Origin of the sequence: Streptomyces hilarionis (assembly GCF_024539675.1) — a bacterium.
Taxonomy (GTDB): Bacteria; Actinomycetota; Actinomycetes; order Streptomycetales; family Streptomycetaceae; genus Streptomyces; species Streptomyces hilarionis.
The window spans coordinates 1-25,294 of record NZ_JAHHIT010000091.1; the positions used below are offsets into that span (position 1 = coordinate 1).

The following is a 25,294-nucleotide window of genomic DNA, read 5'->3' on the forward strand; positions in this document are numbered from 1 at the left end:
GGGCTGGTGGGCGCGTCGCTGGCCCGCGTCACGGGGGCGGCGGGGCAACTGGCCGCGCCCTTGGCACGCGGTGACGAGGGCGCGGGCAGCCCGGCCGAGCCGGCCCGGGGCGCGCGAGGTTCGGGGCCCGCGGGCTCCCGTTCGCCCGCGGAGCACAGGGACGACCCGGCCGGACCGTACGCGCCGGGCACTCCCTCGTACCGGCCCCCCAACCCGGCCACCAACCCCTACCTCCGCCTTCCGGACCACCTGCGCGGGGAAGGGGACGCCGGACTCCGGCCGGGTGCGGGCACGCAGCCCGAGGGCGGGCACGGGCACGGGCAGGGGCGCGGGCGGGAGGAGGCGCCCGGGCGCGGGCACGGGCCGGCGCACGGGCGGGACGGGGAGGGCACGACCGAGCCGTCGTGGTCCCCCGACGGCTCACGTCGGCACGAGCCGCCGCCGGCCGGACCGGACGACGTCTACGGGGCGCCGACCGTGGTCCGCCCGCTGGGGCCGGAGCCGCGCGCACCCCGTGGGCGGCCGCCGGCCGGCCCGGACGACGGCCCGCCGCCTCCCCCTCCCCCGCCACCGCCCGCGCCCAGGGGACCGAAGACGCCGCGCGGATCGCGCTGAAGGGCGGCGGGCAGCAGAATCGAGGAGTCGGCAACCCTCCGTCGAGGCGCACGCCACCTCGCCGACATCCACTGTTCCCTGTCCGTCAGGCGGACCTCGGCGGCGAGCGGCACCGGGTGCCGGATACGGTGGGTACACCATGAGCGCTTCGCAGACCTCGCCCTCCGACGTCCCCACGCTCCTTGTCAAGATCTTCGGCAAGGACAGGCCCGGCATCACGGCCGGCCTCTTCGACACCCTCGCCGCCTACTCCGTCGACGTGGTCGACATCGAGCAGGTCGTCACGCGGGGCCGGATGGTGCTCTGCGCGCTCGTGACCGAGCCGCCGGCCGGCCTGGAGGGGGACCTGCGCTCGACGGTCCACAGCTGGGCCGAGTCGATGAAGATGCAGGCGGAGATCATCTCCGGCCTCGGCGACAACCGGCCGCGCGGCCTCGGACGGTCGCTGGTCACCGTGCTCGGACATCCGCTCACCGCGGAGGCCACGGCGGCGATCACCGCGAAGATCACCAAGGCCGGCGGCAACATCGACCGTATCTTCCGGCTGGCCAAGTACCCCGTCACGGCAGTCGAGTTCGCCGTCTCCGGTGTGGAGGCCGGGCCGCTGCGCACCGCCCTGGTCACGGACGCGGCGGTGCTCGGCGTGGACGTCGCCGTGGTGGACGCGGGGCTCTACCGGCGGGCCCAGCGGCTCGTCGTCATGGACGTCGACTCGACCCTCATCCAGGACGAGGTGATCGAGCTCTTCGCCGCGCACGCCGGCTGCGAGGACCGCGTCGCCGAGGTGACGGCGGCCGCGATGCGCGGTGAACTGGACTTCGAGCAGTCCCTGCACGCGCGCGTGGCGCTGCTGGAGGGGCTGGACGCCTCGGTCGTGGACAAGGTGCGCGCCGAGGTGCGGCTGACCCCGGGCGCGCGCACACTGATCCGGACGCTGAAGCGCCTCGGCTACCAGGTGGGCGTCGTCTCCGGCGGTTTCACCCAGGTCACCGACGATCTTCAGGAGCGGCTCGGGCTGGACTTCGCGCAGGCCAACACGCTGGAGATCGTCGACGGGAAGCTGACCGGCCGGGTCACCGGCGAGATCGTGGACCGGGCGGGCAAGGCGCGGCTGCTGCGCCGGTTCGCCGCCGAGGCGGGCGTTCCGCTGTCCCAGACCGTGGCGATCGGCGACGGCGCCAACGACCTCGACATGCTGAACGCGGCCGGCCTCGGGGTCGCCTTCAACGCCAAGCCGGTGGTGCGCGAGGCGGCGCACACGGCGGTGAACGTGCCGTTCCTGGACACCGTCCTGTATCTGCTGGGCATCACCCGCGAAGAGGTCGAGGCCGCGGAGACGCACGACGAGCGGTAACCCGCCCCGGGTACCGGCACGTCCTGGGGCGCAGGTGCGTCCAGGGCGCAGGTGCGTCGTGGGCGCGGTCCCGCCCTGGGTGCGGGGCACGTCCTGGGCGCAGGCCCGGGTTGGCCGTGCCGTGCCCGGGGCCGTGCGGCCGTGACCCTGCGGACGGGACCACCGGCGGGTGGCGGGACGGCCCACGGACGGGGGCCTGCCCACCGACCGGGACCGCCGACCGACGTGGAGGGCCCGGCGCCGATGTGCGGCGCCGGGCCCTCGTGCGTGCACCGGTCAGTTCACTCTTCGGGGGCCCAGTAGTCGAGCAGTGTGGCCGTTCCCGGCTCCAGGGCCTTCCAGGAGCCGTCGAAGGAGAGGACGGCGAAGGCGGCGGCGGGGAAGCCGCGGCGGCGCATGCGCTCGCCCGCGTCGCCGTCGGAGCGGCCGGACAGCACGTCGGCGAGGCCCTGGATCCCGGGGTTGTGGCCGATCAGGACGATGTTGCGCACGTCGTCGGGGCTCTCGTTGAGCAGGGCGATCAGCTCGCCCGGGGAGGCCTCGTAGATCCGCTCCTCGTAGACGGTTTTCGGCCGCTGCGGGAACTCGTGGACCGCGAGTTTCCACGTCTCCCGGGTGCGGGTCGAGGTGGAGCACAGGGCGAGGTCCACGGGGATGCCGCTGTCGGTCAGCTTGCGTCCGGCGACGGCCGCGTCCTTGCGGCCCCGCTCAGCGAGCGGGCGCTCGTGGTCGGTCACCTGGGGCCAGTCGGCTTTCGCATGGCGGAAGAGGACGATCCTGCGGGGTTCTGCGACGCTCATGAGTCCCAGCTTCGCATGAAACAGGCCAGCGGGCGCAGGGAGTTGACATGGGGCTTCACCAGCGACTCCCGGCGGGACGGCGCGGCACGCGGTGGCTGCCGCCGCCTAGCGGGCGATCAGCATCTGCACGCGCTCGACGAGGTGGGTGATCACCGGGTCGCTGCCGGCCGCCTGGGCGTCGGCCGGGTTCAGTATCAGCAGGAGCAGGCCGGCGAAGGCGAGCGCCGGGAGGGCCAGGGCCCACCAGGGCAGCCGGGTGTCGACGCCGCCCGGGGCGGCCGGACGGGGCCGGGTGTGCGCTGGGGCCGACATGGGTGCCTCCGCTGTCGTCGAGTGAGCCGTGTCCCCGGCCGCCGGACCGAGGTCCCGAGGCCGTGCGGTGAGCGCTGTGCGCGGTCACAGTTCGAAGGTACGGATTCGGCGGCCCTCAACCCATCCGGTGACCCACCCACTTGACCCTGACCCTCACCCCCTAGGGGATCGGGGGGTTAACCCCACCCCTGTCCGCCGGGAGGCGACGGCGCGGGCGGCCGAGGAGACGGCTCGGCGGGCGGGAGGCGGCGGCCGGGACGGGCGGGAGACGGCAGCGTGACGGTGGGGCGTCAGGGCGAGGCGAGCGTCGCGATGACGGCGATGATCACGAAGATGGCCAGGAACGAGCCGAAGACGAGCAGCATCTTCTTCTGGCCGTTCTGCGGGTTCGGGTCGAGCACGGGCATGCCGCCAGTCTCGCACCCCGGGCACGCGGTGTCCGCGCCGGGGGTCCGGGGTGCAGGGTCCGGGCCGCGGGTCCGGGAGCGGCCCGCCGCGGGGGGCCGTGGGCGGGGGCGCCCGGAGTCACATGGGCGGGTGCGCCGGGGTCAGCGGCCGGCTTCGTCCTCCACCGTGCGGTCGCGGCCGGCCAGGACGCCCACGACCGTCTGGGGGACCATCAGAGCCGCCATGAGCACGAGGGGCAGGTCCCAGCCCCCGCTGTGCTGGTAGAGCACTCCCACCAGCAGCGGGCCCGGTATGGAGATCAGGTAGCCGGTGCTCTGCGCGAAGGCCGACAGCTGGGCGACGCCCGCGCCGGTCCGGGCCCGCATGCCGACCATCGTGAGGGCCAGCGGGAAGGCGCAGTTGGCGATGCCGAGCAGCACCGCCCAGGCCCATGCCCCGGCGGCGGGCGCGAGGTAGAGCCCGGCGTATCCGACGAGGCCGCACCCGCCGAGCGCGACCACGATCGGGCCCTGGTGCGGCAGCCGGGTGGCGACCCGCGGTATGACGAAGGCCAGGGGCACGCCCATCGCCATCGTCACGGCGAGCAGCACTCCGGCCGTGCTCGCGGACACCCCCGCGTCCCGGAAGATCTGCGGCATCCAGCCCATGGTGATGTAGGCGGCGGTGGCCTGGAGGCCGAAGAAGACGGCCAGGGCCCAGGCGGTCCGGCTGCGGGTGACGCGCAGTGCGCCGGCGGGAGAGCGGGTTCCGCGCGCGTGCTCGTGCGCGGGGCCGGGCGCGGCGTCGCCCGCTTCCGTCCCCCGGTCGCGTACCAGCGGCAGCCACGGCAGGACGGCCGCGGCGGCCAGGCCCGCCCACACCGCGAGCCCGGTGCGCCAACTGCCGCCCAGCGCCTCGGTCATGGGCACGGTGACCGCGGCGGCGGCGGAGGTGCCCAGGGCGAGGGCCATCGAGTAGAGGCCGGTCATCGAGCCGACCCGGTCGGGGAAGTGCCGCTTGACGATGACGGGCATCAGGACGTTGCTGACCGCGATGCCCATGAGGGCGAACGCGGTGGCGGCGAGGAAGCCGACGGCTCCCCCGAGGTAGGGGCGCGCGAGCAGTCCGGCCGTGATGGCGGCCATGCCGGCGCACACCACCGCGCCCGGCCCGAAGCGACGGGCGAGGCGGGGGGCCATGACGCCGAAGGCGGCGAAGCAGAGCGGGGGCACGGAGGTGAGCAGTCCGGCCACGCTGCCGCTCATGCCGAGCCCGTCGCGGACCTCTTCGAGGAGCGCGCCGAGACTGGTGATGGCGGGGCGGAGGTTGAGCGCGGCCAGGACGATGCCGACGACGAGCAGTCGTGCCGTCCACGCGCGCGGGGCGACGCGCGCCGGCCGCGCGCCCTCCACGGGTGCGCGCAGGGACGAGGGAGCCGCCGCGGACGTCGTCGTGGTCGTCGACGCGGGTGTCGTTCCGGGCGTCGTCGTGCGGGTCTGCTCGCTGGCCATGCCGTCCATCATAGAATCATAGGATGATTGGTTGTCCATGCCCGAGCGCCCCCCGGCGCCCCGAGCCGTGCGAAGGTGTGCCATGCCCCTGAGCCATCCCCGCCGCTCGGCGCTGTCCGAGCAGGTCATCGCCGCGCTGCGCACCCAGATCACCTCGGGCGAGTGGCCGGTGGGCTCCCGCATCCCCACCGAGCCCGAGCTGGTCGGGCAACTGGGTGTCGCGCGCAACACCGTCCGCGAGGCGGTCCGCGCGCTCGCGCACAACGGCCTGCTGGACATCCGGCAGGGCTCGGGCACCTACGTCGTGGCCACCAGCGAGCTGGCGGGCGTCATGCACCGCCGCTTCGCCGACGCCGACCCCCGGCACATCGCGGAACTGCGCGCCGCCCTGGAGTCGAGCGCGGCGAAGCTCGCGGCCGAGCGGCGCACGGAGAAGGACCTCAAGCAGTTGGACGCGCTCCTGCTGCGGCGCGAGGAGGCCTGGGAGTCGGGCGACGCGGAAGCGTTCGTGGCGGCGGACAGCACGTTCCACCTGGCGGTGGTCGCGGCCTCCCACAACGACGTCATGACGGCGATGTACGCGGACCTGGGCGAGGTGCTGCGGGACTGGCTGCGCGAGGACGTCGGCGAGGAGCTGACGCCCGAGACGTACATGGACCACTCCCGGCTGGTGGACGCGATCCGCGTGGGCGCCGCGGAGACGGCCGCGGCCGAGGCGGCCGCCTACCCGATGCTGTGCCGGCCGGGGCGGTTCACCGCTTCTGATGGCTGATCCAGGCCGAACCCACCTCCTTCCAGCACCGCCCGGTGAGCCGCACGGAGCGGGCGGGGCCGACGTCGGTGGGGGCGCCGTCGGTGTCCACGTCCCACCAGCGCTCGCACTCGATGTGGAGGCCGACCCGGTCGGTGTCGGCGTAGGGGTTGTGACAGCGGGCGACGACGCGGGAGCCGTCGACCTCGATCCGGCACTCCGCGCCGAACGGCTCGGGGCGCTTCACGCGCGCGTGGCCGTGCGCGCCGTACGACGGACAGAGGACGAGGGCGAGGGCGGCGGTCACCGGAGCGAGACGACGGAACAGGCGCACAAGGGAACCTCCTCGGCAGAGCTGGGGAGGACAGCGCGGGAAAGAACGCGCACTCCAGCGTGCCCGGCCGAGGGCGCCGGCCGCCCGGCCGGATGAGCCGAACGGGTGAGGGCCCGCGTCCCCGGGGACGCGGGCCCTCACCCGTCAGCGGCGTACGCCGCCGTTCAGCGGCCGCTCACGCGCCGATGGCGTGCAGACCGCCGTCCACGTGGACGATCTCGCCCGTGGTCTTCGGGAACCAGTCGCTGAGCAGCGCGACGACGCCGCGGCCGGCCGGCTCGGGGTCCTTGAGGTCCCACTCGAGCGGGGAACGGCTGTCCCACACGGAGGCCAGCTCGCCGAAGCCCGGGATGGACTTGGCGGCCATGGAGCCCAGCGGGCCGGCCGAGACGAGGTTGCAGCGGATGTTCTGCTTGCCCAGGTCGCGCGCCATGTAGCGGCTCGTGGCCTCCAGGGCGGCCTTGGCGGGGCCCATCCAGTCGTACTGCGGCCAGGCGAACGAGGCGTCGAAGGTGAGGCCGACGACCGAGCCGCCGTTCTGCATCAGCGGCAGACAGGCCATGGTCAGCGACTTCAGGGAGAACGCCGAGACGTGCATGGCCGTGGCGACCGACTCGAACGGCGTGTTGAGGAAGTTGCCGCCGAGCGCGTCCTGCGGGGCGAAGCCGATCGAGTGCACGACGCCGTCGAGGCCGCCCAGCTCCTCGCCGACGACGTCCGCGAGGCGGCCGAGGTGCTCGTCGTTCGTCACGTCGAGCTCGATGACCTTGGTGGGCCTGGGCAGCTTCTTGGCGATGCGCTCGGTCAGCGTGGGCCGCGGGAACGCGGTGAGGATGATCTCCGCGCCCTGCTCCTGGGCCAGCTTCGCGGTGTGGAAGGCGATGGAGGACTCCGTCAGCACACCGGTGATCAGGACGCGCTTGCCCTCGAGAATTCCGCTCATGGTGATCAGTGACCCATTCCCAGTCCGCCGTCAACGGGGATGACGGCTCCAGTGATGTACGAGGCGTCGTCCGAGGCGAGGAACCGCACCGTCGCGGCGATCTCCTCCGGCTGCGCGTACCGGCCGAGCGGGACCTGCGAGACGATGCCCGCGCGCTGCTCGTCGGTGAGCACCTTGGTCATGTCGGTGTCGACGAAGCCGGGCGCGACGACGTTGAACGTGATGTTGCGCGACCCCAGCTCACGGGCCAGGGAGCGCGCGAAGCCGACCAGGGCGGCCTTGGAGGCGGCGTAGTTCGCCTGCCCCGGCGAGCCGTACAGCCCGACCACCGAGGAGATGAGCACGACGCGGCCCTTCTTGGCGCGCAGCATGCCGCGGTTGGCGCGCTTGACGACCCGGAAGGTGCCGGTGAGGTTGGTGTCGACGACCGAGGTGAAGTCCTCCTCGCTCATGCGCATCAGGAGCTGGTCCTTGGTGATGCCGGCGTTGGCGACGAGGATCTCGACGGGGCCGTGCTGCGCCTCGATCTCCTTGTAGGCCTGCTCCACCTGCTCGGGGTCGGTGATGTCGCACCGGACGGCGAGGCAGCCCAGGTCCGTCAGGGCGGCCGGCGGCTCGCCCGAGCGGTACGTGATCGCGACCTTGTCGCCGGCGTCGGCGAACGCACGGGCGATGGCGAGGCCGATGCCCCGGTTTCCTCCGGTGACGAGAACCGAGCGGCTCAACGGATCACCCTTTCGATTGGGATCTGACGCGCCCGCCCGCACTCTCGACGGCAGGCGGCTTCCCTCGAAACCTATCGGTCCGCTTCGCCCCGCGGACATTCGGGCACCGACAGTGGCACACGGAACTGGCTGTCGGGTCCCTACAGAAAGTTTGCGCAAGCCCGGCGGAAGGTGTGGTCCACCGGTCGCCGGGCGCGACATGATCGGGTCTTCACACGCGACGAACCGACACCACCGACATCAGGGAGAGACGTAGGTGCCTCATAGCATCGATGAAAGTTTCACGGCCCTACCCCTACGCGCCCTCGCCGACGCCGCTCTCGCGCGGGCGCGTGCGCTCGGGGCGGCGCACGCGGACTTCCGGTTCGAGCGGGTGCGCAGCGCGTCGTGGCGGCTGCGGGACGCCAAACCCGCCGGGTCGTCCGACACGACCGACCTCGGGTACGCGGTGCGCGTCGTGCACGGCGGGACGTGGGGTTTCGCCTCCGGGGTGGACCTGACCATGGACGCGGCGGCCCGCGTCGCCTCGCAGGCCGTGGCGATGGCCAAGCTGTCCGCGCAGGTGATCAAGGCCGCGGGGTCGGACGAACGCGTCGAGCTGGCCGACGAGCCGGTGCACGCCGACAGGACGTGGGTCTCGTCGTACGAGATCGACCCGTTCACCGTGCCGGACGAGGAGAAGGCCGCGCTCCTGGCGGACTGGAGCGCGCGGCTGCTGGCGGCCAACGGGATCAACCACGTGGACGCCTCGCTGCTCACCGTCCACGAGAACAAGTTCTACGCCGACACGGCCGGCACCGTGACCACCCAGCAGCGGGTGCGGCTGCACCCGGCGCTGAACGCGGTGTCGGTGGACGAGTCCAGCGGCGAGTTCGACTCGATGCGCACGATCGCGCCGCCCGCCGGCCGCGGCTGGGAGTACCTCACCGGCACCGGCTGGGACTGGGACGACGAACTGGCCCGGATCCCGGAGCTGCTCGCCGAGAAGATGCGCGCTCCGAGCGTGGAGCCGGGGCTCTACGACCTGGTGGTGGACCCGTCCAACCTGTGGCTGACGATCCACGAGTCCATCGGCCACGCCACCGAGCTGGACCGCGCCCTCGGCTACGAGGCGGCCTACGCCGGCACCTCCTTCGCCACCTTCGACCAGCTCGGCAAGCTGCGCTACGGCTCGGACCTGATGAACGTCACGGGCGACCGCACCGCCGAGCACGGCCTGGCGACCGTCGGCTACGACGACGAGGGCGTCGAGGCCCAGTCCTGGGACCTGGTGAAGGACGGCACGCTCGTCGGCTACCAGCTGGACCGGCGGATCGCGAAGCTGACCGGGTTCGAGCGGTCCAACGGCTGCGCGTTCGCCGACTCCCCCGGCCATGTGCCCGTGCAGCGCATGGCCAACGTGTCGCTGCGGCCGGACCCCGCCGGGATGTCGACCGACGACCTCGTCGGCAGCGTCGACCGCGGCATCTACGTCGTCGGCGACCGCTCCTGGTCCATCGACATGCAGCGCTACAACTTCCAGTTCACCGGCCAGCGGTTCTTCCGGATCGAGAACGGGCGGATCACCGGGCAGCTGCGGGACGTGGCCTACCAGGCGACGACGACGGACTTCTGGGGCTCGATGGCGGCGGTGGGCGGCCCGCAGACCTACGTCCTCGGCGGTGCGTTCAACTGCGGCAAGGCCCAGCCCGGTCAGGTGGCGGCCGTGTCGCACGGCTGCCCGTCGGCCCTGTTCAAGGGCGTCAACATTTTGAACACCACGCAGGAGGCCGGCCGATGAGCGCCCGAAGCAACAAGCCGCACGAGGTCGTCGAGCGCGCCCTTGAGCTGTCGCGGGCGGACGGCTGCGTCGTCATCGCCGACGAGCAGTCGACGGCGAACCTGCGCTGGGCCGGCAACGCGCTGACGACCAACGGCGTCACGCGCGGACGCACGCTCACCGTGATCGCCACGGTCGACGGCCGCGAGGGCACCGCCTCGGGCGTCGTCTCACGGGCCGCGGTGACCGCGGACGAGCTGGAGCCGCTGGTGCGGGCCGCCGAGGCCGCCGCGCGCGGGGCGGGCCCCGCCGAGGACGCGCAGCCGCTGGTCACCGGCGTGGCGCCGTCCCCGGAGTTCACCGAGGCGCCCGCGGAGACCTCGTCGGCGGTGTTCGCGGACTTCGCCCCGGCCCTGGGCGAGGCGTTCGCCCGCGCGCGGGCCGGCGGCCGCGAACTGTACGGGTTCGCCAACCACGAGATGGTCTCGACGTACCTGGGCACCTCGACCGGGCTGCGGCTGCGCCACGACCAGCCGAACGGCACCCTGGAGCTGAACGCCAAGTCCCCGGACCGCACGCGCTCGGCGTGGGCGGGACGTTCCACCCGGGACTTCAAGGACGTCGACCCGGCCGCGCTCGACGCCGAGCTCGCCGTACGGCTGGGCTGGGCGCGGCGGCGGGTCGAACTGCCGGCCGGACGCTACGAGACGCTGCTGCCGCCTACCGCGGTGGCCGACCTGCTGATCTACCAGCTGTGGTCGGCGTCGGGCCGGGACGCGACCGAGGGGCGCACGGTGTTCTCCAAGCCCGGCGGCGGCACCCGGCTCGGCGAGCGGCTGACCGAGCTGCCGCTGACCCTGCGCAGCGACCCGCACGAGCCGGGACTGGAGTCGGCGCCGTTCGTGATCGCGCACTCCTCCGGCGGCGACCAGTCGGTGTTCGACAACGGGCTGCCGCTGCGCTCCACGGAGTGGGTCGACGCGGGAGAGCTGAGGCGGCTGACGACCACCCGGCACAGCGCGGCCCTGACCGGGCTGCCGACGGCTCCGGCGGGCGACAACCTGATCCTGGACGGCGGCGAGGACCGCTCGCTGGAGGAGATGGTGGCGAGCACCCGGCGCGGACTGCTGCTGACGTGCCTGTGGTACATCCGCGAGGTCGACCCGGCGACCCTGCTGCTGACCGGCCTGACCCGGGACGGCGTCTATCTCGTCGAGGACGGCGAGGTCGTCGGCGAGGTGAACAACTTCCGCTTCAACGAGTCGCCGGTCGGTCTGCTGGGCCGGGCCTCGGAGGCGGGGCGCACGGAGAAGACGCTGCCCCGGGAGTGGAGCGACTGGTTCACCAGGGCCGCGATGCCCGCGCTGCGGGTACCGGATTTCAATATGAGCTCTGTCAGCCAGGGCGTATAACCTCATAGCCGGCGGTCGTGCGGCCGACCGGCTCGACCGCACGCACAACAGCACGAAGACCGCCGAGAAGACCACCTAGGAGACACGAGAACCGTGACGGACATCGTCGACGAGCTGAAGTGGCGCGGCCTGTGGGCCCTGTCCACCGACGAGGACGCTTTGCGCAAGGCGCTCGCGGACGGTCCCGTCACGTTCTATTGCGGTTTCGACCCCACCGCGGCCAGCCTGCACGTCGGCCACCTGGTGCAGGTGCTCACCATGCGCCGGCTCCAGCAGGCGGGGCTGCGTCCGCTGGCCCTGGTGGGCGGCGCGACCGGCCAGATCGGCGACCCCCGCCCCACGGCGGAGCGCACGCTGAACGACCCGGAGACGGTCGCGAACTGGGTGACGCGGCTGCGCGCGCAGATCGAGCCGTTCCTGTCCTTCGAGGGCGACAACGCCGCGGTGATGGTGAACAACCTGGACTGGACGGCCGGGATGTCGGCCATCGAGTTCCTGCGGGACATCGGCAAGCACTTCCGCGTCAACAAGATGCTGACCAAGGACTCGGTCGCCCGGCGGCTGGAGTCCCAGGAGGGCATCAGCTACACGGAGTTCAGCTACCAGTTGCTCCAGGGCATGGACTTCCTGGAGCTGTACCGCCGCTACGGCTGCACGCTCCAGCAGGGCGGCAGCGACCAGTGGGGCAACCTCACCGCTGGCCTGGACCTGATCCACCGGCTGGAGCCGGAGGCCGAGGCGCACTGTCTGGCGACGCCGCTGATGGTCAAGGCGGACGGCACCAAGTTCGGCAAGACCGAGGGCGGCGCCGTCTGGCTGGACCCGGAGCTGACGACGCCGTACGCGTTCTACCAGTTCTGGCTGAACGTGGACGACCGGGACATCTCGACGTACTCGCGGATCCTGTCCTTCCGCTCCCGTGCGGAGCTGGAGGAGCTGGAGCGGCAGACCGAGGAGCGTCCGCAGGCGCGTGCCGCCCAGCGCGCGCTGGCCGAGGAGCTGACGACGCTGGTGCACGGCGCCGACCAGACGGCCGCCGTGATCGCCGCGTCCAGGGCCCTCTTCGGCCAGGGCGACCTGGGCGAGCTCGACGAGCGGACGCTGGCCGCGGCCCTCTCCGAGGTGCCGCACACCCGGGTCGCCGAGCCGGCGCCGGTCGTCGACCTGTTCGCCGAGGTCGGCCTCGTGGCCAGCAAGTCGGCCGCCCGGCGGACGGTGAAGGAGGGCGGGGCCTACGTGAACAACGTCAAGGTCACGGCCGAGGACGCGGTCCCCGCGCGGGAGGACCTGCTGCACGGACGCTGGCTGGTGCTGCGGCGCGGGAAGAAGAACCTGGCCGCCGTGGAGGTCACCGGCTGACGCCGGGGTCACCGGCCGAGCGGGCGGGCCACCGGCCGACCGGCTCGCGACGCACGAGGGGCGGCTTCCCGACGGGGGCCGCCCCTTCGTCCTGCGCAGGCTCCCGCCCGGCCGCCGCGACGTCGACGCTCAGGCCCGCTGCTGCTTCCTCTTGCCCAGCGTCGCCATGTACAGCATGTCCCCCAGGGCGACGATGACGATCGCGGCGATCAACTGGAAGGCGTGGCGGCTCCAGTCGATGCCCGGCGTGGACTCGACGCCGAACGCGCGGGCGATCGCGTTGCCCACGATCGCGCCCAGCATGCCGAAGATGGTGGTCAGCCAGAGGGGACTGTGCTGCTTGCCCGGGATGATCGCCTTGGCGATCAGACCCAGCACGAATCCCACGATGATCGCCCACAACCAGCCCATTGACGCCTCCTCGTACGGTCCTGCGTGAGCAGTGCCCTCAGTGTCGGCCCGCCCGCCGTACGGCGCATGTCGGGTGCGGCCGTGCGCGGGACGGCGCAGCACGTGCGCCCCGACGGGGGACGCCCCGGCCTCGGCGCGGGCGCGGGCGCGGCGTACCGTGGAGAGTCGGTGAGAGGCCGAGGCGGGCGGACGGTGGATTGTGATGCGGAAGCAGGGCGGTGGCGGGAACGTCGAGGTGTTCCGGATCACCGGAGCACGGCAGGGGCTCCAGGAGGACGTGCGGGGCAGGCAGCGCCGGTACATCATCTCGATGTCGGTGCGCACGGTGGCCGTGATCCTCGCGGCGACCCTGTGGAACGTGGAACGGCATGTGGCCGTCGTGGCGTTGGTCCTGGGGTTGGTGCTCCCCTATATCGCGGTGGTGATCGCGAACGCGGGGCGGGAGAACGTGCCCTCGCTCCCCTCCACCTTCCTCGCCGCGCCGGTGCGTCCGATGATCGCCCGCCCGGACGCCGACGAGGAGCGCGCGGGGTCCGCCCCGCAAGCGGAATCCGGCCCGCGCGACGAGGGCGCGCCGCAGGCCGACCGGCGGGAATCCACGCCCGGTCCGGCCGAGCCGCGCCCCTGAACGGGCTGTGCGCGAACGGTGGACCGGCTGTGCGACAAGCTCAGGAAAAGCTCAGATCAATCATGTTGTTCCAGTCCCGTGGGGACGGTCGGCCGTGACATACTTCGTACGCGCTCCGCATCCCCCGTCGGAGCGACGGACCGACGCCGGGCAGCTCCCCCCGTGGCTGCTCGGCGTCGCCTTTGTGTGCGTGTGGGTGAGACGAAGCAGTGAGTGACGAGACCCCTGTCTGTTCCGCCAAGGGCTGCCGCGTGGACGCGGTGTGGGTGCTGGCGTGGAACAACCCGAAGCTCCACACGCCGGACCGGCGCAAGACCTGGCTGGCCTGTGACGAGCACCGCGAGCACCTGTCGCAGTTCCTCGGGGTCCGCGGCTTCCTCAAGGACGTCGTCCCGCTGACGGAGTGGGAGTCCGCGCGGACTCCGTAGCCCGATCCGCCCCTCGGCTGCCTCGGCGGGTCCTATCCCCCGATGGCCGACATCGGGCGGTCCGGCTGGAGGAAGCTCGGGTCGTCCAGGCCGGAGCCGGCCTTCTTGCCCCACATCGCCAGCCGCCAGATCCGGGCTATCTCCTCGTCGGGGGCGCCGGAGCGCAGGGCCGCTCGCAGGTCGGTCTCCTCGCGGGCGAAAAGGCAGGTGCGGACCTGGCCGTCGGCCGTCAGGCGGGTGCGGTCGCAGGCGGCGCAGAAGGGGCGGGTGACCGAGGCGATGACGCCGACGCGGTGCGGCCCGCCGTCCACCAGCCAGCGCTCGGCCGGGGCCGAACCGCGTTCGTCCGGGCTCTCGGGGGTGAGGTCGAAGCGGGTGCGCAGGGAGGCCAGGATGTCCCCGGCGGTGACCATGCCCTCGCGCTTCCAGCCGTGCTGCGCATCCAGCGGCATCTGCTCGATGAAGCGCAGCTCGTAGCCGTGGTCGACGGCCCAGGACAGCAGGTCCGGGGCTTCGTCCTCGTTGAGGCCCGGCATCAGGACGGCGTTCACCTTCACCGGCGTCAGGCCCGCCTCGTGGGCGGCCGCGAGGCCGTCGAGGACGTCCCGGTGGCGGTCCCGGCGGGTGAGGGTCTTGAAGACGTCGGGGCGCAGGGTGTCGAGGGAGACGTTGACCCGGTCCAGGCCCGCCGCCTCGAGGGCGGCGGCGGTGCGGCGCAGGCCGATGCCGTTCGTCGTCAGCGACGTCACGGGACGGGGGTCGAGGGCCGCGACCCGCTCGACGATGCCGACCAGGCCCGGGCGCAGCAGGGGCTCGCCGCCCGTGAAGCGGACCTCCTCGATGCCGAGCGAGGTGACGGCGACGGCGATCAGGCGGACGATCTCGTCGTCCGTCAGGAGGTCGGGCTTGGCCAGCCACTGCAGGCCCTCCTCGGGCATGCAGTAGGTACAGCGCAGATTGCACCGGTCGGTGAGCGAGACCCTCAGGTCGGTGGCCACTCGGCCGTAGGTGTCGATGAGCACGTGGGCCCCCTCCCTCGTGGTGGATCGGTTTTCTCTCCGTCACCTGCGAGCCTACGTGACCCCGCTGACATCGACAGGGCCCGATCCCACGAGACGGGACGCGGCCGCGTCGTAGGGATCTACGACGCGGCCGCGGGGCGGACGGCGCGGGCGGGGCGCGGTGCGGCCGGAGGAGGCCTCTCGCGGCGTCCCGCCGGTCGGCGGGGCGCGGCGCCGGTCAGTGGGCTCCGGTGCCGGTCAGGGAGCGGACCTCCAGCTCGGCGTACTTGGCCTTGTCGGGCTCCTCCTTCGACAGCAGGGTGCCGACGACGCCCAGCAGGAAGCCGACCGGGATGGAGATGATGCCGGGGTTCTCCAGCGGGAACCAGTGGAAGTCGACGTCGGGGAACATCGAGGAGGGCTTGCCCGAGACGACCGGCGAGAACAGCACCAGGCCGACCGCGGTGACCAGGCCGCCGTAGATCGACCACAGGGCTCCGGAGGTGGTGAACCGCTTCCAGAACAGGCTGTAGAGGATCGTCGGCAGGTTGGCGGAGGCGGCGACCGCGAAGGCGAGCGCGACGAGGCCGGCGACGTTCAGGTCGCGGGCGAGGGCGCCCAGGAGGATGGAGACGGCGCCGATGCCGACGGTCGCGTACCGGGCCGCGGACATCTCCTGCTTCTCGGTGGCCGTGCCCCTCTTGATGACGTTCGCGTAGATGTCGTGGGCGAAGGACGACGACGACGCCAGGGTGAGGCCGGCGACCACCGCGAGGATGGTGGCGAAGGCGACCGCCGAGATGGTGGCCAGCAGGATCGCCCCCCAGTTGGAGTCGACGCCGCCCAGGTGGAGGGCGAGCAGGGGCGCCGCCGTGTTGCCCGCCTTGTTGGACGCGGTGATCTCGTCCGGCTTGATCAGCGCGGCGGCGCCGAAGCCGAGGGCGAGGGTCATCAGGTAGAACGCGCCGATGAGGCCGATGGCCCACAGGACCGACTTCCGGGCGGCCTTGGCGGTGGGCACGGTGTAGAAGCGGATCAGGATGTGGGGCAGGCCGGCGGTGCCGAGCACCAGGGCGATGCCGAGGGAGATGAAGTCCAGCTTGGTGGTGCCGGTGGCGCCGTACTTCAGGCCCGGCTCCAGGAAGGCCGAGCCCTTGCCGCTGTTGGCGGCGGCCGAGCCCAGCAGGTCGGAGACGTTGAAGTCGAACTTCAGCAGGACCAGGAAGGTGAGCAGCAGGGCGCCCGCGATGAGCAGGACGGCCTTGACCATCTGGACCCAGGTGGTGCCCTTCATTCCGCCGATGGTCACGTAGACGATCATCAGGACGCCGACCAGGGCCACGATGCCGATCTTGCCGCCGTCGCTGGTGATGCCGAGGAGGAGCGAGACCAGGACGCCCGCGCCGGCCATCTGGGCGAGCAGGTAGAAGATCGACACGACGATCGTGGAGGTGCCGGCGGCGGTGCGGACGGGGCGCTGGCGCATGCGGTACGCCAGGACGTCGCCCATGGTGTAGCGGCCGGAGTTGCGCAGCGGCTCGGCGACCAGGAGCAGGGCGACCAGCCAGGCGACCAGGAAGCCGATGGAGTACAGGAAGCCGTCGTAGCCGAAGAGGGCGATGGCGCCCGCGATGCCGAGGAAGGACGCGGCGGACATGTAGTCGCCGGAGACGGCGAGACCGTTCTGGAAACCGGTGAACTGGCGGCCGCCGGCGTAGAAGTCGGCCGCGTCCTTGGTCTGGCGGCCGGCCCACACGGTGATGACGAGGGTCGCGACGACGAACACCGCGAACAGGGTGACGATCAGCGTGCGGTGCTCGCTCGCCTCACCGGCGGCGAGCAGGGCGGTGTGCTGTGCGGAGCTCATTCGCCCGCCTCCATCCGGGACTTGATGGCGTCGGCCTTGGGGTCGAACTTGGCGGCCGCGGTCCGCGCGTACCACCAGGCGATGAGGAAGGTGGTGAGGAACTGGGCGAGGCCCAGGGCGAGGGCCACGTTGACGTTGCCGAACAGCTTGGCGCCCATGAAGTCGCCCGCGTAGTTGGAGAGCAGGACGTACAGCAGGTACCAGACGATGAAGGCGAAGGTCAGCGGGAAGGCGAAGCCCCGGTAGGCGCCGCGCAGTTCACCGAACTCCGCGCTCTCCTGCACCGCGACGAACTCCTCGGCGGAGGGGAGCTGGGCTGGGGTTTTCGAGGGGGGCGGTGTCTCGGTGGCCACGGGATCTCCTCGTTGCGGGTGCGGGTGGGACGGCGAACGGAGGCGAGTGTCCTCTCGCTCCCTGCCCAAGGTCACGGGGCCGCGGGAGGACGGGTTCAACACGTCGGGCGGGTTTGTCGAAGCGGTCTGACGGCCGGTCATGACCAACGAGCCGGGGCCCCGACGGGTCATGGGTCGGCAAAATCGCCGTCCGGAAGTCATTGCTGGCCGGTGAGTCAGGGAGATAGCTTCGGGCGAGCACCACCCGTCATGTACCTGCCCAGGCAGCACTGTGTCCGGGCCAGGTCCCTTTTCCGGATGATGTGGAGACCCCATGGCTCATCTGCCTTCCAGACGCCGCCTCGCTCTCGCGGTGCCCGTCGTTCTGTCGCTGACCGCCTCCCTCGGCTTCCTGCCGACGGCGGCATCCGCGGCCCCTGTCACGGCTCCCGTGACGCAGGCGGACGACGCCGCGACCCTGGCGTACGTCGTCAACACGAAGGCCGACCACGGCACGATCCGGAAGGTGAAGAAGGCGGTCGCGCAGGCCGGCGGCACCGTCGTCGCGGCCTACGACAGGATCGGCGTGCTCGTCGTCCACTCGGCGAACCCCGACTTCGGCGCGACCATACGCGCGGTGCGCGGCGTGCAGTCGGCCGGCGCGACCCGGACGGCGCCGCTGAGCGCCGCCGGCACCACCGACGAGGGAGCGGCCCAGGTCCTCTCCAAGGCGGAGGCCGCGAAGATCGAGAAGGCCTCCGACGCGGCGGGCCAGAGCGAGCCCCTCGAGGCCGACCAGTGGGACCTGCGGGCGATCGGCGCCGACAAGGCCGCCACGATCAACCCGGGCAGCAAGAAGGTGACGGTCGCCGTCATCGACACCGGCGTCGACGACACCCACCCGGACCTCGCGCCGAACTTCTCGGCGTCCCAGTCGGCGAACTGCGTCGGCGGCGTCGCGGACACCACCCCCGGCGCGTGGCGTCCGTACAACCCGACCGAGGACTACCACGGCACCCATGTGGCCGGTGAGATCGCCGCGGCCCGCAACGGCATCGGCGTGTCGGGCGTCGCGCCCGGGGTGAAGGTCGCCGGCATCAAGGTGAGCGACCCCAAGGACGGCCTCTTCTACCCGGAGAACGTGGTCTGCGCGTTCGTGTTCGCCGCCGACCACGGCGTCGAGATCACGAACAACAGCTACTACGTGGACCCGTGGCTGTACAACTGCATGGACGACCCCGACCAGCGGGCCATCGTGGACGCGGTCAACAGGGCCCAGCTGTACGCCCAGAGGAAGGGCACGCTCAACGTGGCCTCCGCGGGCAACTCCAACCACGACCTGGACTCGGACGCCCTGGAAGACGCCTCCAGCCCCGACGACTCCACGCCGGTGACGCGCACCGTCGACCCGCACGAGTGCTTCGACGTCCCGACGCAGCTGCCGGGCGTCGTCACGGTGAGCGCGACGGGTGTCAAGGGCGCCAAGTCGTACTACTCCAGCTACGGACTGGGCGTCGTCGACGTCGCGGCGCCGGGCGGCGACAAGTACCAGATCCCGGACACGCCGTCGGCCAACGGCCGCATCCTGTCGACGCTGCCGAACAACGCCTACGGCTTCCTCCAGGGGACGTCGATGGCGTCGCCGCACGTGGCCGGCGTGGCCGCGCTGCTGAAGTCGACGCACCCGCACGCGAGCCCGGCCCAGCTACAGGCGCTGCTCAAGCTTCAGGCCGACGCGACGAGCTGCCCGACCGAGCCGTACGACGGTGACGGCAACGGCGTCGTGGACGCCACGTGCGTGGGCGGCAAGCGCCTCAACGGCTTCTACGGCTTCGGCGTGGTGAACGCGCTGCGCGCCGTGAAGTAGCCGTCCGCGGCGGAACGGACGACAGGTGTTTCGAGGGCCGGGCGGACTTCCGCCCGGCCCTTCGCGTGCCCCGGCGACGACTGCACACGATGACCGCCGCGGGGCCCCATGGAGCCGCGCAGCACATATGTTGATTGAATCAATACTGCATGATGCAGTCATGACTGACATCAGGTTCGCCTGGTCGGCACTCGGCGGCGATCCCGCCCTTCTGGCCCAGGTGTCGAGCGTCGTCCGTGAGGAGACCCTGCCCGCGCGGCTTCCCGTGCGCGATCTGGCGCGGTCCTGCGTCGGCGCGTGCGCGCTGGCCGCCGCCGAGCTGGGGGCGCGACGGGCCCCGCTCACGCGGACGCCCGCGGTGCGGGTGGACGACGGCGCGGTGGCGACCGCGTTCGTCAGCGAACGGCAGCTGCTGGTCGACGGCCGCGCGCCCGTCCTGTTCGCCCCCCTCTCTCGGTTCTGGCGGACGGCCGACGGCTGGGTGCGCACCCACGCCAACTACCCGCACCACCGCGAGCGGCTGCTGCACGCGCTGGGGCTGCCCGCCGACGCCGCCCCGGCGTCCGCGGAGAGGGCCTTCGCCGAGCGCGCCGCACTCGACGTGGAGGACGCGGTGCACGCGGCCGGCGGTCTGGCGGTCGCCCTGCGCACGCCCGCGCAGTGGGCGGCGCACCCCCAGGCCGCCGAGATCGCCGCCCGCCCCCTGGTCGAGCGCGGCCGGCTCGACGCGGCACGCGCGCGTGCCTTCGCGCCGCTCGACGGCGCCCCCCTGCTGCCGGCGGCGGGACTGCGCGTCCTGGACCTGACACGCGTCCTCGCCGGACCGGTGGCCACCCGCACCCTCGCCCTGCTGGGCGCGGACGTCCTGCGCGTCGACGCCCCGGGACTGCCCGAGCTCGTCGACCAGCACGCGGACACGGGCTTCGGCAAGCGGTCGACGCTGCTGGACCTGACGGCCGACCGCCGCGCCTTCGAGGAGTTGCTCGCGGCGGCGGACGTGGTGGTCACCGGCTACCGACCCGGCGCGCTGGACCGGTTCGGCCTCTCCCCCGAGGCGCTGGCCGAGCGCCGGCCCGGGCTGGTGGTGGCGCAGGTCTCGGCGTGGGGCGCGTACGGGCCCTGGGGCGGGCGTCGCGGGTTCGACAGCCTGGTGCAGGCGGCCACCGGCATCGCCGTGACGGAGGGCTCGGCCGGCCGGCCCGGCGCGCTGCCGGCGCAGGCCCTGGACCACGGAACCGGCTATCTGCTGGCCGCCGCCGTCCTGCGCGCGCTGACCGAGCAGGCGCACGAAGGCGGCAGCCGGCTCGTCCGGCTGGCGCTGGCGCGGACGGCGGCCTGGCTCACGGAGGGCGCCCGGATGGGCGAAGACGACGGCAAAGGGACGGCCAAGGAGAGCGCGGACGCCAAGGAGGGCGCGGACGCCGAGGAGGCCCGGCGCCAGAGCGCGGAGCCCACGGCGGACGACGACGAGCGCGGCGGGGACGGCCGAGGCGGCCCCGGGCCCTGGATCGCGGAGGCCGGGAGCCCCATCGGGCGGCTGCGGTACGCCCTGCCGCCGGTGTCGTTCGACGGCGGACCGCGGGACTGGGCGCGCCCGCCCGGCCCGTGGGGAGCCGATCCGGCGCGCTGGCTCTGAGCCACGTCGGCGTCGCCCGGGGCCGAGCGGTCCGCCCGAGGCCCCCAATGTCTGACTTGCCCGCTTTTGTGGGCGTGGTGAAGATCCTGGCATGGCCCTCATACGACCGACCGCAGCGACCGACTCCGCGCCCCGCCCCGGCCCCGGCCGGGCGGTGGCCCTGCTCGTCCTGGTCGGGCTCGGGGCGCTGGTCCCGCTGCTCGGGCCGTCCGTGGCCGTCCACGGCACCGGACAGAGCGCGGCGTCGGACGCCGGCGCGGTCGCCCTGCTGCGGGCGGCGCTGTTCGCGGCCCTGAGCGTGCAGGCGGGCGAGCTGCTCGTGACCGCTCTCGCCCGACGGGTGCCGAATGCGCCGCCCGAGCGGCTCGCCGTCTGGGCGCCGTACGCGGCGGTCGTGGGGTTCGCGGCGGCCGCGGCCGCCGGGGAGCTGGCGCCGCACGGCCACGGCTCACGGACCGGCGTGCTCGCGCTGGTCGAGGCGATCGCGTTCGCGGTCGCGGGCCTCTGCGCGCTCTCCCCCCGGCCCGGCCGTCAGGCCTGGCCGCTGGCGGCGGTGGTCGTGGCGGAGGCGCTGCGCGCCCACCCGCCGACGGAGCACACCCCCCTGGTCGGGTCCGGCCTGACGGCCGTGCATCTGACGTGCTCGGCGCTGTGGGCGGGCGGCCTGCTGACCGTGCTGCGCACCGTGCGCCGGTGGGACGGGGCCGCGGCCGGCGCCGCCCTGCTCGGGCTGTACGCGCGCGGGGCGGCCGTGCTGTTCGCCGCCGTCACCGCGACGGGGCTGCTCAGCTCGCTGCGCCGGATGCCGGCCGGGGCGGTGGCCGACCTGCTGGTTTCCACGGCGTACGGGCGCGTGCTGCTCGCCAAGGTGCTGGTGGTCGGCGCGGTGGCCCTGCTCGCCCTGTGGGCGCGGACGCGGCTGCGGCGCTCCCCCGACCCACTGGCCGCCTGCTCCCCCGCGCGCGTGGAGGTCGTCGCGCTGGGCGTGGCGGTCGCGGTGTCGGGGCTGTTGACGGCCTTGCCGCTGCCCGTCAAGGGTTGACGGCGCCGGGTTGACGGCGCCGGGACCCCCGGGGTCGACGGCGCCGCGACCCGTCGGGCGAGCGCCGTCAGTTGGTCACCATGACCTTGAGGGCGGTGCGCTCGTCCATGGCCTTGTAGCCGTCCGGGACGCCCTCGATGCCGACGGTCAGGTCGAACACGGGCGACGGGTCGATCGCGCCGCTCAGCACGTCGGGCAGCAGCTCGGGGATGTAGGCGCGGACCGGGGCGACGCCTCCGCGCAGCGCGATGTTGCGGTCGAACATGACGCTCAGGTCGAGGCCGGTGCCGCTGCCGTGCGGGACGCCCACGAAGCCGATGGCGCCGCCGTCCCGGCCGACCTCGAGCGCCGTCCGCATGGACTGCTCGGTGCCGACCGCCTCCACGACCGCGTGCGCGCCCTGGCCGCGGGTGAGTTCGCGGACGGCCTCGACGGCGGCTTCGCCGCGCTCGGCGACGACGTCGGTGGCGCCGAAGCGGCGCGCGATGTCCGTACGGGCCCGGTGGCGGCCCAGGGCGATGATCCGCTCGGCGCCGAGCCGCTTGGCGGCGAGGACCGCGCACAGGCCGACCGCGCCGTCCCCGACGACGGCGACGGTGGCGCCGGGGCGGGCGCCGGCGCCGAGGGCCGCGTGGTGGCCGGTGCCCAGCACGTCGGAGAGGGTGAGCAGGGCGGCCAGCAGACGGTCGTCGGAGGCCGCTTCCTTCGGCAGCTGCACGAGGGTGCCGTCGGCGAACGGCACGCGCACGGCTTCGCCCTGGCCGCCGTCGTGGCCGACGGAGCCCCAGAAGCCGCCGTGCTCGCAGGACGTCGTCAGGCCCTCCCGGCAGTAGTCGCAGACACCGTCGGACCACATGAAGGGCGCGACGACGAGGTCGCCGCGCCGCAGCGTCGCCACGTCGGAGCCGGTCTCCTCCACCACGCCGAGGAACTCGTGCCCGATGCGCTGGCCCGCCTGCCGGGACGCCTCGCCGCGGTACGCCCACAGGTCGCTGCCGCAGATGCAGGCGCGCAGCACGCGGACGACCGCGTCGGTGGGCAGCTGCACCACGGGCTCGGGTACGTCCTCCACCCGCATGTCGAAGGGGGCGTGGATGGTGGTGGCGCGCATGTCGAGGGTCCTTCTCGTGCGGTGTCGTCAGGTCGCTCAGGGGGTGGTCGAGCGCACCTCACGGTACGCCGCCGCCGGGTCCCGCCGCCCGCCGAGGCCGTCGAGGACACCGCGGACCAGCAGGAACTGCGCCGCGACGTAGGTGAGCATGATCCACAGGTCGGGGCGCGGAGGCTGCGGCCAGTCGGCCACGCCGGTGGCGATGAGGGTGTCGGAGAGCAGGAAGAGCAGGCCGCCGGCGCCGGCGACCGGGCCGAGCCGGACGGCGGCGGCACAGGCCATGGCCGTCAGCAGGGCGCTGTACACGGCGACGGGCGGACGCAGTTCCTGGGGAAGGCCGGGCCACAGCAGGACGACGGTGGCGGTCAGGACGACGGCGTAACAGGGGGCGAGCACCGCGACCGGCGCGCGGGGGCTGCCGACGCGGGCGAAGAGCACCAGGTAGCAGACGTGTCCGGCGGCGAAGGACGCCATGCCGGCGAGGAAGGCGGGGTCGGCGTCGGACAGCAGCAGGACGTCGCCGCCCCAGCCGCACGCGAGGGCCGCCGACAGGAGTCTCGGCGCCCCGCGCAGGGCGGCCATGGCCGCGAGCAGGGGCATCAGCAGCGGCTTGGCGAGGGCGTGTCCGGGCCCGAAACCGACCGCGAGGCTGAGCAGGTCGACGGCGGTGGCGAGCCCGAACAGGGCGAGGAGGACGCGGGAGCGGGTCACGCGGCCGAGGTCTCCTCGACCGGGGCCGCGGTCGAGCCGGGGGCGGGTGCGGCGGGCGTCGGCTGCCACCCCGGGCCGCGGAAGACGCGCCCCGCCCGCTCGCGCCACCCGGACGCCGCCCTCACGTCCCGAGCGATCGCGACGTATTCATGGGTGGCGACCTTGATCGGGTTGAACGTGTTGATGTTCTTCGTCAACCCGTAGACGGGCCGGTCCACCTCGGGGACGAACGAGCCGAAGAGCCGGTCCCAGACGATGAGGATGCCGCCGAAGTTGCGGTCCAGGTAGCCGCCCTGGGAGGCGTGGTGGACGCGGTGGTGGGAGGGCGTGTTCAGCAGGAACTCGAACCACCGCGGCATCCGGTCGATCCGCTCGGTGTGGATCCAGAACTGGTAGACGAGGTTGACCGAGGAGCAGAAGGCGAGCGCGGCCGGGTGGACGCCCGCGGCGACCAGCGGGACGTAGAAGGGCCAGACGGTCAGCGACGTCCAGGGCTGACGCAGGGCGGTGGTGAGGTTGAACTTCTCGCTCGAGTGGTGGACGACGTGACAGGCCCACAGGACGCGGATGACGTGATGACCGCGGTGGGACCAGTAGTAGAAGAAGTCCTGCGCGAGCAGCATCAGCGGGAGCGTCCACCACAGCACGGGCACACGCAGCGGCGTGAGTTCGTAGACCGCCGTGTAGATCGCGACGATGGGGATCTTCCAGACGAAGTCGAAGACGAGGCTCCCGAGCCCCATGCCGACGCTCGTCGCCGCGTCCTTCGCCTCGTAGCCGGCCGCGGCGCCCTCCTCGTCGGGATGCAGCCGCACGCTGATCACCTCGATCACGGTGAGCAGCACGAAGGCGGGTATCGACCAGAGCACGACATCGGGCAAATTAGGCATGTGGGCAACGTAGAACCGCTGGTGAGCTGCCGCTAGACGTTGTTACCCACAAGTATTACCGGGGGTATGCGCTTGCTTGTTGGTGATCCTCGCCAACCGGCCGGGAGAACGGGCCGAGCGCTTCACGCCCTCTTCACACTCCCGCCGCCCCCAGCAGCGCCCCCACCGCGTAGGTGACCCCCATCGCGAGCGCCCCGCCGCCCACGTTGCGCAGCACCGCACGGCCCGCCGCCGCCGAACCCAGCCGGGCGCTGCTCCAGCCGGTGCCGGCCAGCGCGACCAGGACCGACGCGACCGTGACCGGGAGCCGCCAGTGGGCCGGCGGCAGGACGATGGCCAGGAGCGGCAGCAGGGCGCCGACGGTGAAGGCGAGGAAGCTGGCCCAGGCCGCGTGCCAGGGGTTGGTGAGGTCGTCCGGGTCGATGCCGAGCTCCACCCGCGCGTGGGCCTTCAGCGCGTCCCGCTCCGTGAGCTGCACGGCGGCCTCCCTGGCCACCTGCCGGGACAGCCCCCGTTCCCTCAGCAGCTCGGTCAGCTCGTCCAGTTCGGCCTCGGGCTGCTCGCGCAGTTCCCGGCGTTCCTGCGCGAGGGCGGCCCGCTCGGAGTCCCGCTGCGTGGACACGGAGACGTACTCCCCCGCCGCCATGGACATCGACCCGGCGAGCAGGCCGGCGAGGCCGGCCGTCAGCAGCGCCGACCGGTCGTCGGTGGCGCCGGCCACTCCGACGACGAGGCCGGCGGTGGAGACGATGCCGTCGTTGGCGCCGAGCACGGCGGCGCGCAGCCAGTTCAGCCGGGATCCGAGCGAGCTCTCGTGCGCCTCGGCGTGGGTGGGTTCCGTCACAGGACGGAGGATGACACCCCTGGGCCCACGGACCCCGCAACGACGCCCGGCCTCCTCGTCCTCGCCGTCGAGGAGCAGGGGCGAAAAACAACGAATGACGCGAATGGCGCGAATGGCGTGAATACGGAGGATGGAGGCCTTTAAGGGCGCATGCGGGTACCGGTGTTCGGGAGGCCCCGCACGCCGTCGTCCGAACCGGGCTTCCACGCGCGGCAGTTGAGCTCCTTTCAGCGGGGTCGCCTCGGGGCGGCAACGCACGCGCGC

General features: G+C 73.0%; 25 protein-coding genes and 1 pseudogene. 11 read left to right on the forward strand and 15 right to left on the reverse strand.

Annotated features, from left to right (window positions below):
- Together KMS84_RS22480 and serB are read left to right on the forward strand one after the other, a co-directional pair.
- Window positions 1-615 (forward strand): annotated as a pseudogene (locus KMS84_RS22480) (streptophobe family protein); the annotation flags it as partial.
- A 139-nt stretch (window positions 616-754) separates the two neighbouring features.
- Window positions 755-1,969, forward strand: coding sequence for a phosphoserine phosphatase SerB (gene serB, locus KMS84_RS22485; protein ID WP_256918220.1), 1,215 nt, complete (start codon window positions 755-757; stop codon window positions 1,967-1,969).
- 281 nt (window positions 1,970-2,250) lie between these two features.
- Here serB and KMS84_RS22490 read toward each other — a convergent pair whose 3' ends face one another.
- The 4 genes from KMS84_RS22490 to KMS84_RS22505 form a co-directional block, all read right to left on the reverse strand.
- Entirely contained in the window at window positions 2,251-2,769 is a 519-nt protein-coding gene (locus KMS84_RS22490; protein WP_256918221.1) for a SixA phosphatase family protein, read from the reverse strand.
- 105 nt (window positions 2,770-2,874) lie between these two features.
- Window positions 2,875-3,081 carry a hypothetical protein gene (locus tag KMS84_RS22495; RefSeq protein WP_256918222.1) on the reverse strand — a complete coding sequence of 69 codons (207 nt, stop codon included), beginning with the start codon at window positions 3,079-3,081 and terminating at the stop codon, window positions 2,875-2,877.
- A gap of 290 nt (window positions 3,082-3,371) precedes the next feature.
- Entirely contained in the window at window positions 3,372-3,488 is a 117-nt protein-coding gene (locus tag KMS84_RS22500; protein ID WP_107450844.1) for an SGM_5486 family transporter-associated protein, read from the reverse strand.
- A gap of 141 nt (window positions 3,489-3,629) precedes the next feature.
- On the reverse strand, window positions 3,630-4,991 hold the full coding sequence (locus KMS84_RS22505; RefSeq protein ID WP_256918223.1) for a CynX/NimT family MFS transporter: 1,362 nt from the start codon (window positions 4,989-4,991) through the stop codon (window positions 3,630-3,632).
- Window positions 4,992-5,061: 70 nt separating this feature from the next.
- Here KMS84_RS22505 and KMS84_RS22510 point away from each other — a divergent pair, with 70 nt between their 5' ends.
- Window positions 5,062-5,751: a FadR/GntR family transcriptional regulator gene (locus tag KMS84_RS22510; RefSeq protein ID WP_256918224.1), complete on the forward strand. Its 690-nt coding sequence runs from the start codon at window positions 5,062-5,064 to the stop codon at window positions 5,749-5,751.
- On the opposite strand, the gene KMS84_RS22515 is transcribed toward KMS84_RS22510, so the two are convergent.
- The 3 genes from KMS84_RS22515 to fabG all read right to left on the reverse strand — a co-directional run bounded on the left by KMS84_RS22515 (window position 5,732) and on the right by fabG (window position 7,732).
- Window positions 5,732-6,064 carry a hypothetical protein gene (locus KMS84_RS22515; protein ID WP_256918225.1) on the reverse strand — a complete coding sequence of 111 codons (333 nt, stop codon included), beginning with the start codon at window positions 6,062-6,064 and terminating at the stop codon, window positions 5,732-5,734. The genes KMS84_RS22510 and KMS84_RS22515 overlap by 20 nt on opposite strands.
- Window positions 6,065-6,239: 175 nt before the next feature.
- The gene (fabI, locus tag KMS84_RS22520) at window positions 6,240-7,007 is read right to left on the reverse strand and encodes an enoyl-ACP reductase FabI (RefSeq protein ID WP_256918226.1); all 768 of its coding nucleotides are present in this window, start codon (window positions 7,005-7,007) and stop codon (window positions 6,240-6,242) included.
- A 5-nt stretch (window positions 7,008-7,012) separates the two neighbouring features.
- Window positions 7,013-7,732, reverse strand: coding sequence for a 3-oxoacyl-[acyl-carrier-protein] reductase (fabG, locus tag KMS84_RS22525; protein ID WP_256918227.1), 720 nt, complete (start codon window positions 7,730-7,732; stop codon window positions 7,013-7,015).
- A gap of 256 nt (window positions 7,733-7,988) precedes the next feature.
- On the opposite strand from fabG, the gene KMS84_RS22530 reads away from it, so the two are divergent.
- The 3 genes from KMS84_RS22530 (at window position 7,989) to tyrS (ending at window position 12,262) form a co-directional block, all read left to right on the forward strand.
- Window positions 7,989-9,512, forward strand: coding sequence for a TldD/PmbA family protein (locus tag KMS84_RS22530; protein WP_256918228.1), 1,524 nt, complete (start codon window positions 7,989-7,991; stop codon window positions 9,510-9,512).
- Window positions 9,509-10,903: a metallopeptidase TldD-related protein gene (locus KMS84_RS22535; protein ID WP_256918229.1), complete on the forward strand. Its 1,395-nt coding sequence runs from the start codon at window positions 9,509-9,511 to the stop codon at window positions 10,901-10,903. The genes KMS84_RS22530 and KMS84_RS22535 overlap by 4 nt, the downstream gene beginning before the upstream one ends.
- A gap of 93 nt (window positions 10,904-10,996) precedes the next feature.
- Entirely contained in the window at window positions 10,997-12,262 is a 1,266-nt protein-coding gene (gene tyrS, locus KMS84_RS22540) for a tyrosine--tRNA ligase (RefSeq protein ID WP_256918230.1), read from the forward strand.
- Between the two features lie 129 nt (window positions 12,263-12,391).
- Here tyrS and KMS84_RS22545 read toward each other — a convergent pair whose 3' ends face one another.
- Window positions 12,392-12,673, reverse strand: coding sequence for a GlsB/YeaQ/YmgE family stress response membrane protein (locus KMS84_RS22545; protein WP_256918231.1), 282 nt, complete (start codon window positions 12,671-12,673; stop codon window positions 12,392-12,394).
- A gap of 202 nt (window positions 12,674-12,875) precedes the next feature.
- Between KMS84_RS22545 and KMS84_RS22550 the strand changes: the two genes are divergently transcribed.
- Window positions 12,876-13,301, forward strand: coding sequence for a DUF3099 domain-containing protein (locus KMS84_RS22550; protein ID WP_256918232.1), 426 nt, complete (start codon window positions 12,876-12,878; stop codon window positions 13,299-13,301).
- A gap of 209 nt (window positions 13,302-13,510) precedes the next feature.
- Window positions 13,511-13,729, forward strand: coding sequence for a hypothetical protein (locus KMS84_RS22555; RefSeq protein WP_256918233.1), 219 nt, complete (start codon window positions 13,511-13,513; stop codon window positions 13,727-13,729).
- Window positions 13,730-13,761: 32 nt separating this feature from the next.
- On the opposite strand, the gene moaA is transcribed toward KMS84_RS22555, so the two are convergent.
- From moaA to KMS84_RS22570, 3 genes are all read right to left on the reverse strand, one after another.
- Entirely contained in the window at window positions 13,762-14,751 is a 990-nt protein-coding gene (gene moaA, locus KMS84_RS22560) for a GTP 3',8-cyclase MoaA (protein ID WP_256918234.1), read from the reverse strand.
- 217 nt (window positions 14,752-14,968) lie between these two features.
- A complete protein-coding gene (locus tag KMS84_RS22565; protein ID WP_256918235.1) occupies window positions 14,969-16,597 on the reverse strand; it encodes a monocarboxylic acid transporter in 1,629 nt (542 codons plus the stop codon).
- Window positions 16,594-16,950 (reverse strand): DUF485 domain-containing protein, encoded by a 357-nt coding sequence (locus tag KMS84_RS22570; protein WP_256918236.1) that lies wholly within the window; start codon window positions 16,948-16,950, stop codon window positions 16,594-16,596. The genes KMS84_RS22565 and KMS84_RS22570 overlap by 4 nt, the downstream gene beginning before the upstream one ends.
- A 313-nt stretch (window positions 16,951-17,263) precedes the next feature.
- Here KMS84_RS22570 and KMS84_RS22575 point away from each other — a divergent pair, with 313 nt between their 5' ends.
- The 3 genes from KMS84_RS22575 to KMS84_RS22585 all read left to right on the forward strand — a co-directional run bounded on the left by KMS84_RS22575 (window position 17,264) and on the right by KMS84_RS22585 (window position 21,474).
- Window positions 17,264-18,796 (forward strand): S8 family serine peptidase, encoded by a 1,533-nt coding sequence (locus KMS84_RS22575; protein ID WP_256918237.1) that lies wholly within the window; start codon window positions 17,264-17,266, stop codon window positions 18,794-18,796.
- A gap of 160 nt (window positions 18,797-18,956) precedes the next feature.
- A complete protein-coding gene (locus tag KMS84_RS22580; protein WP_256918238.1) occupies window positions 18,957-20,432 on the forward strand; it encodes a CoA transferase in 1,476 nt (491 codons plus the stop codon).
- 91 nt (window positions 20,433-20,523) lie between these two features.
- Window positions 20,524-21,474 (forward strand): CopD family protein, encoded by a 951-nt coding sequence (locus tag KMS84_RS22585; protein ID WP_256918239.1) that lies wholly within the window; start codon window positions 20,524-20,526, stop codon window positions 21,472-21,474.
- Between the two features lie 67 nt (window positions 21,475-21,541).
- Here the strand turns inward: KMS84_RS22585 and KMS84_RS22590 are convergent, their stop codons facing one another.
- From KMS84_RS22590 to KMS84_RS22605, 4 genes are all read right to left on the reverse strand, one after another.
- Window positions 21,542-22,585, reverse strand: coding sequence for a zinc-dependent alcohol dehydrogenase family protein (locus KMS84_RS22590; RefSeq protein ID WP_256918240.1), 1,044 nt, complete (start codon window positions 22,583-22,585; stop codon window positions 21,542-21,544).
- Between the two features lie 36 nt (window positions 22,586-22,621).
- Window positions 22,622-23,296 (reverse strand): lysoplasmalogenase, encoded by a 675-nt coding sequence (locus KMS84_RS22595; protein WP_256918241.1) that lies wholly within the window; start codon window positions 23,294-23,296, stop codon window positions 22,622-22,624.
- Complete coding sequence (locus tag KMS84_RS22600; RefSeq protein ID WP_256918242.1) at window positions 23,293-24,186, reverse strand: sterol desaturase family protein; 894 nt, start codon at window positions 24,184-24,186, stop codon at window positions 23,293-23,295. Before KMS84_RS22600 ends, KMS84_RS22595 begins: the two co-directional genes overlap by 4 nt.
- A 133-nt stretch (window positions 24,187-24,319) precedes the next feature.
- Window positions 24,320-25,030, reverse strand: a complete 711-nt coding sequence (locus KMS84_RS22605; RefSeq protein WP_256918243.1) for a VIT1/CCC1 transporter family protein — start codon at window positions 25,028-25,030, stop codon at window positions 24,320-24,322.
- Window positions 25,031-25,294: the final 264 nt, after the last annotated feature.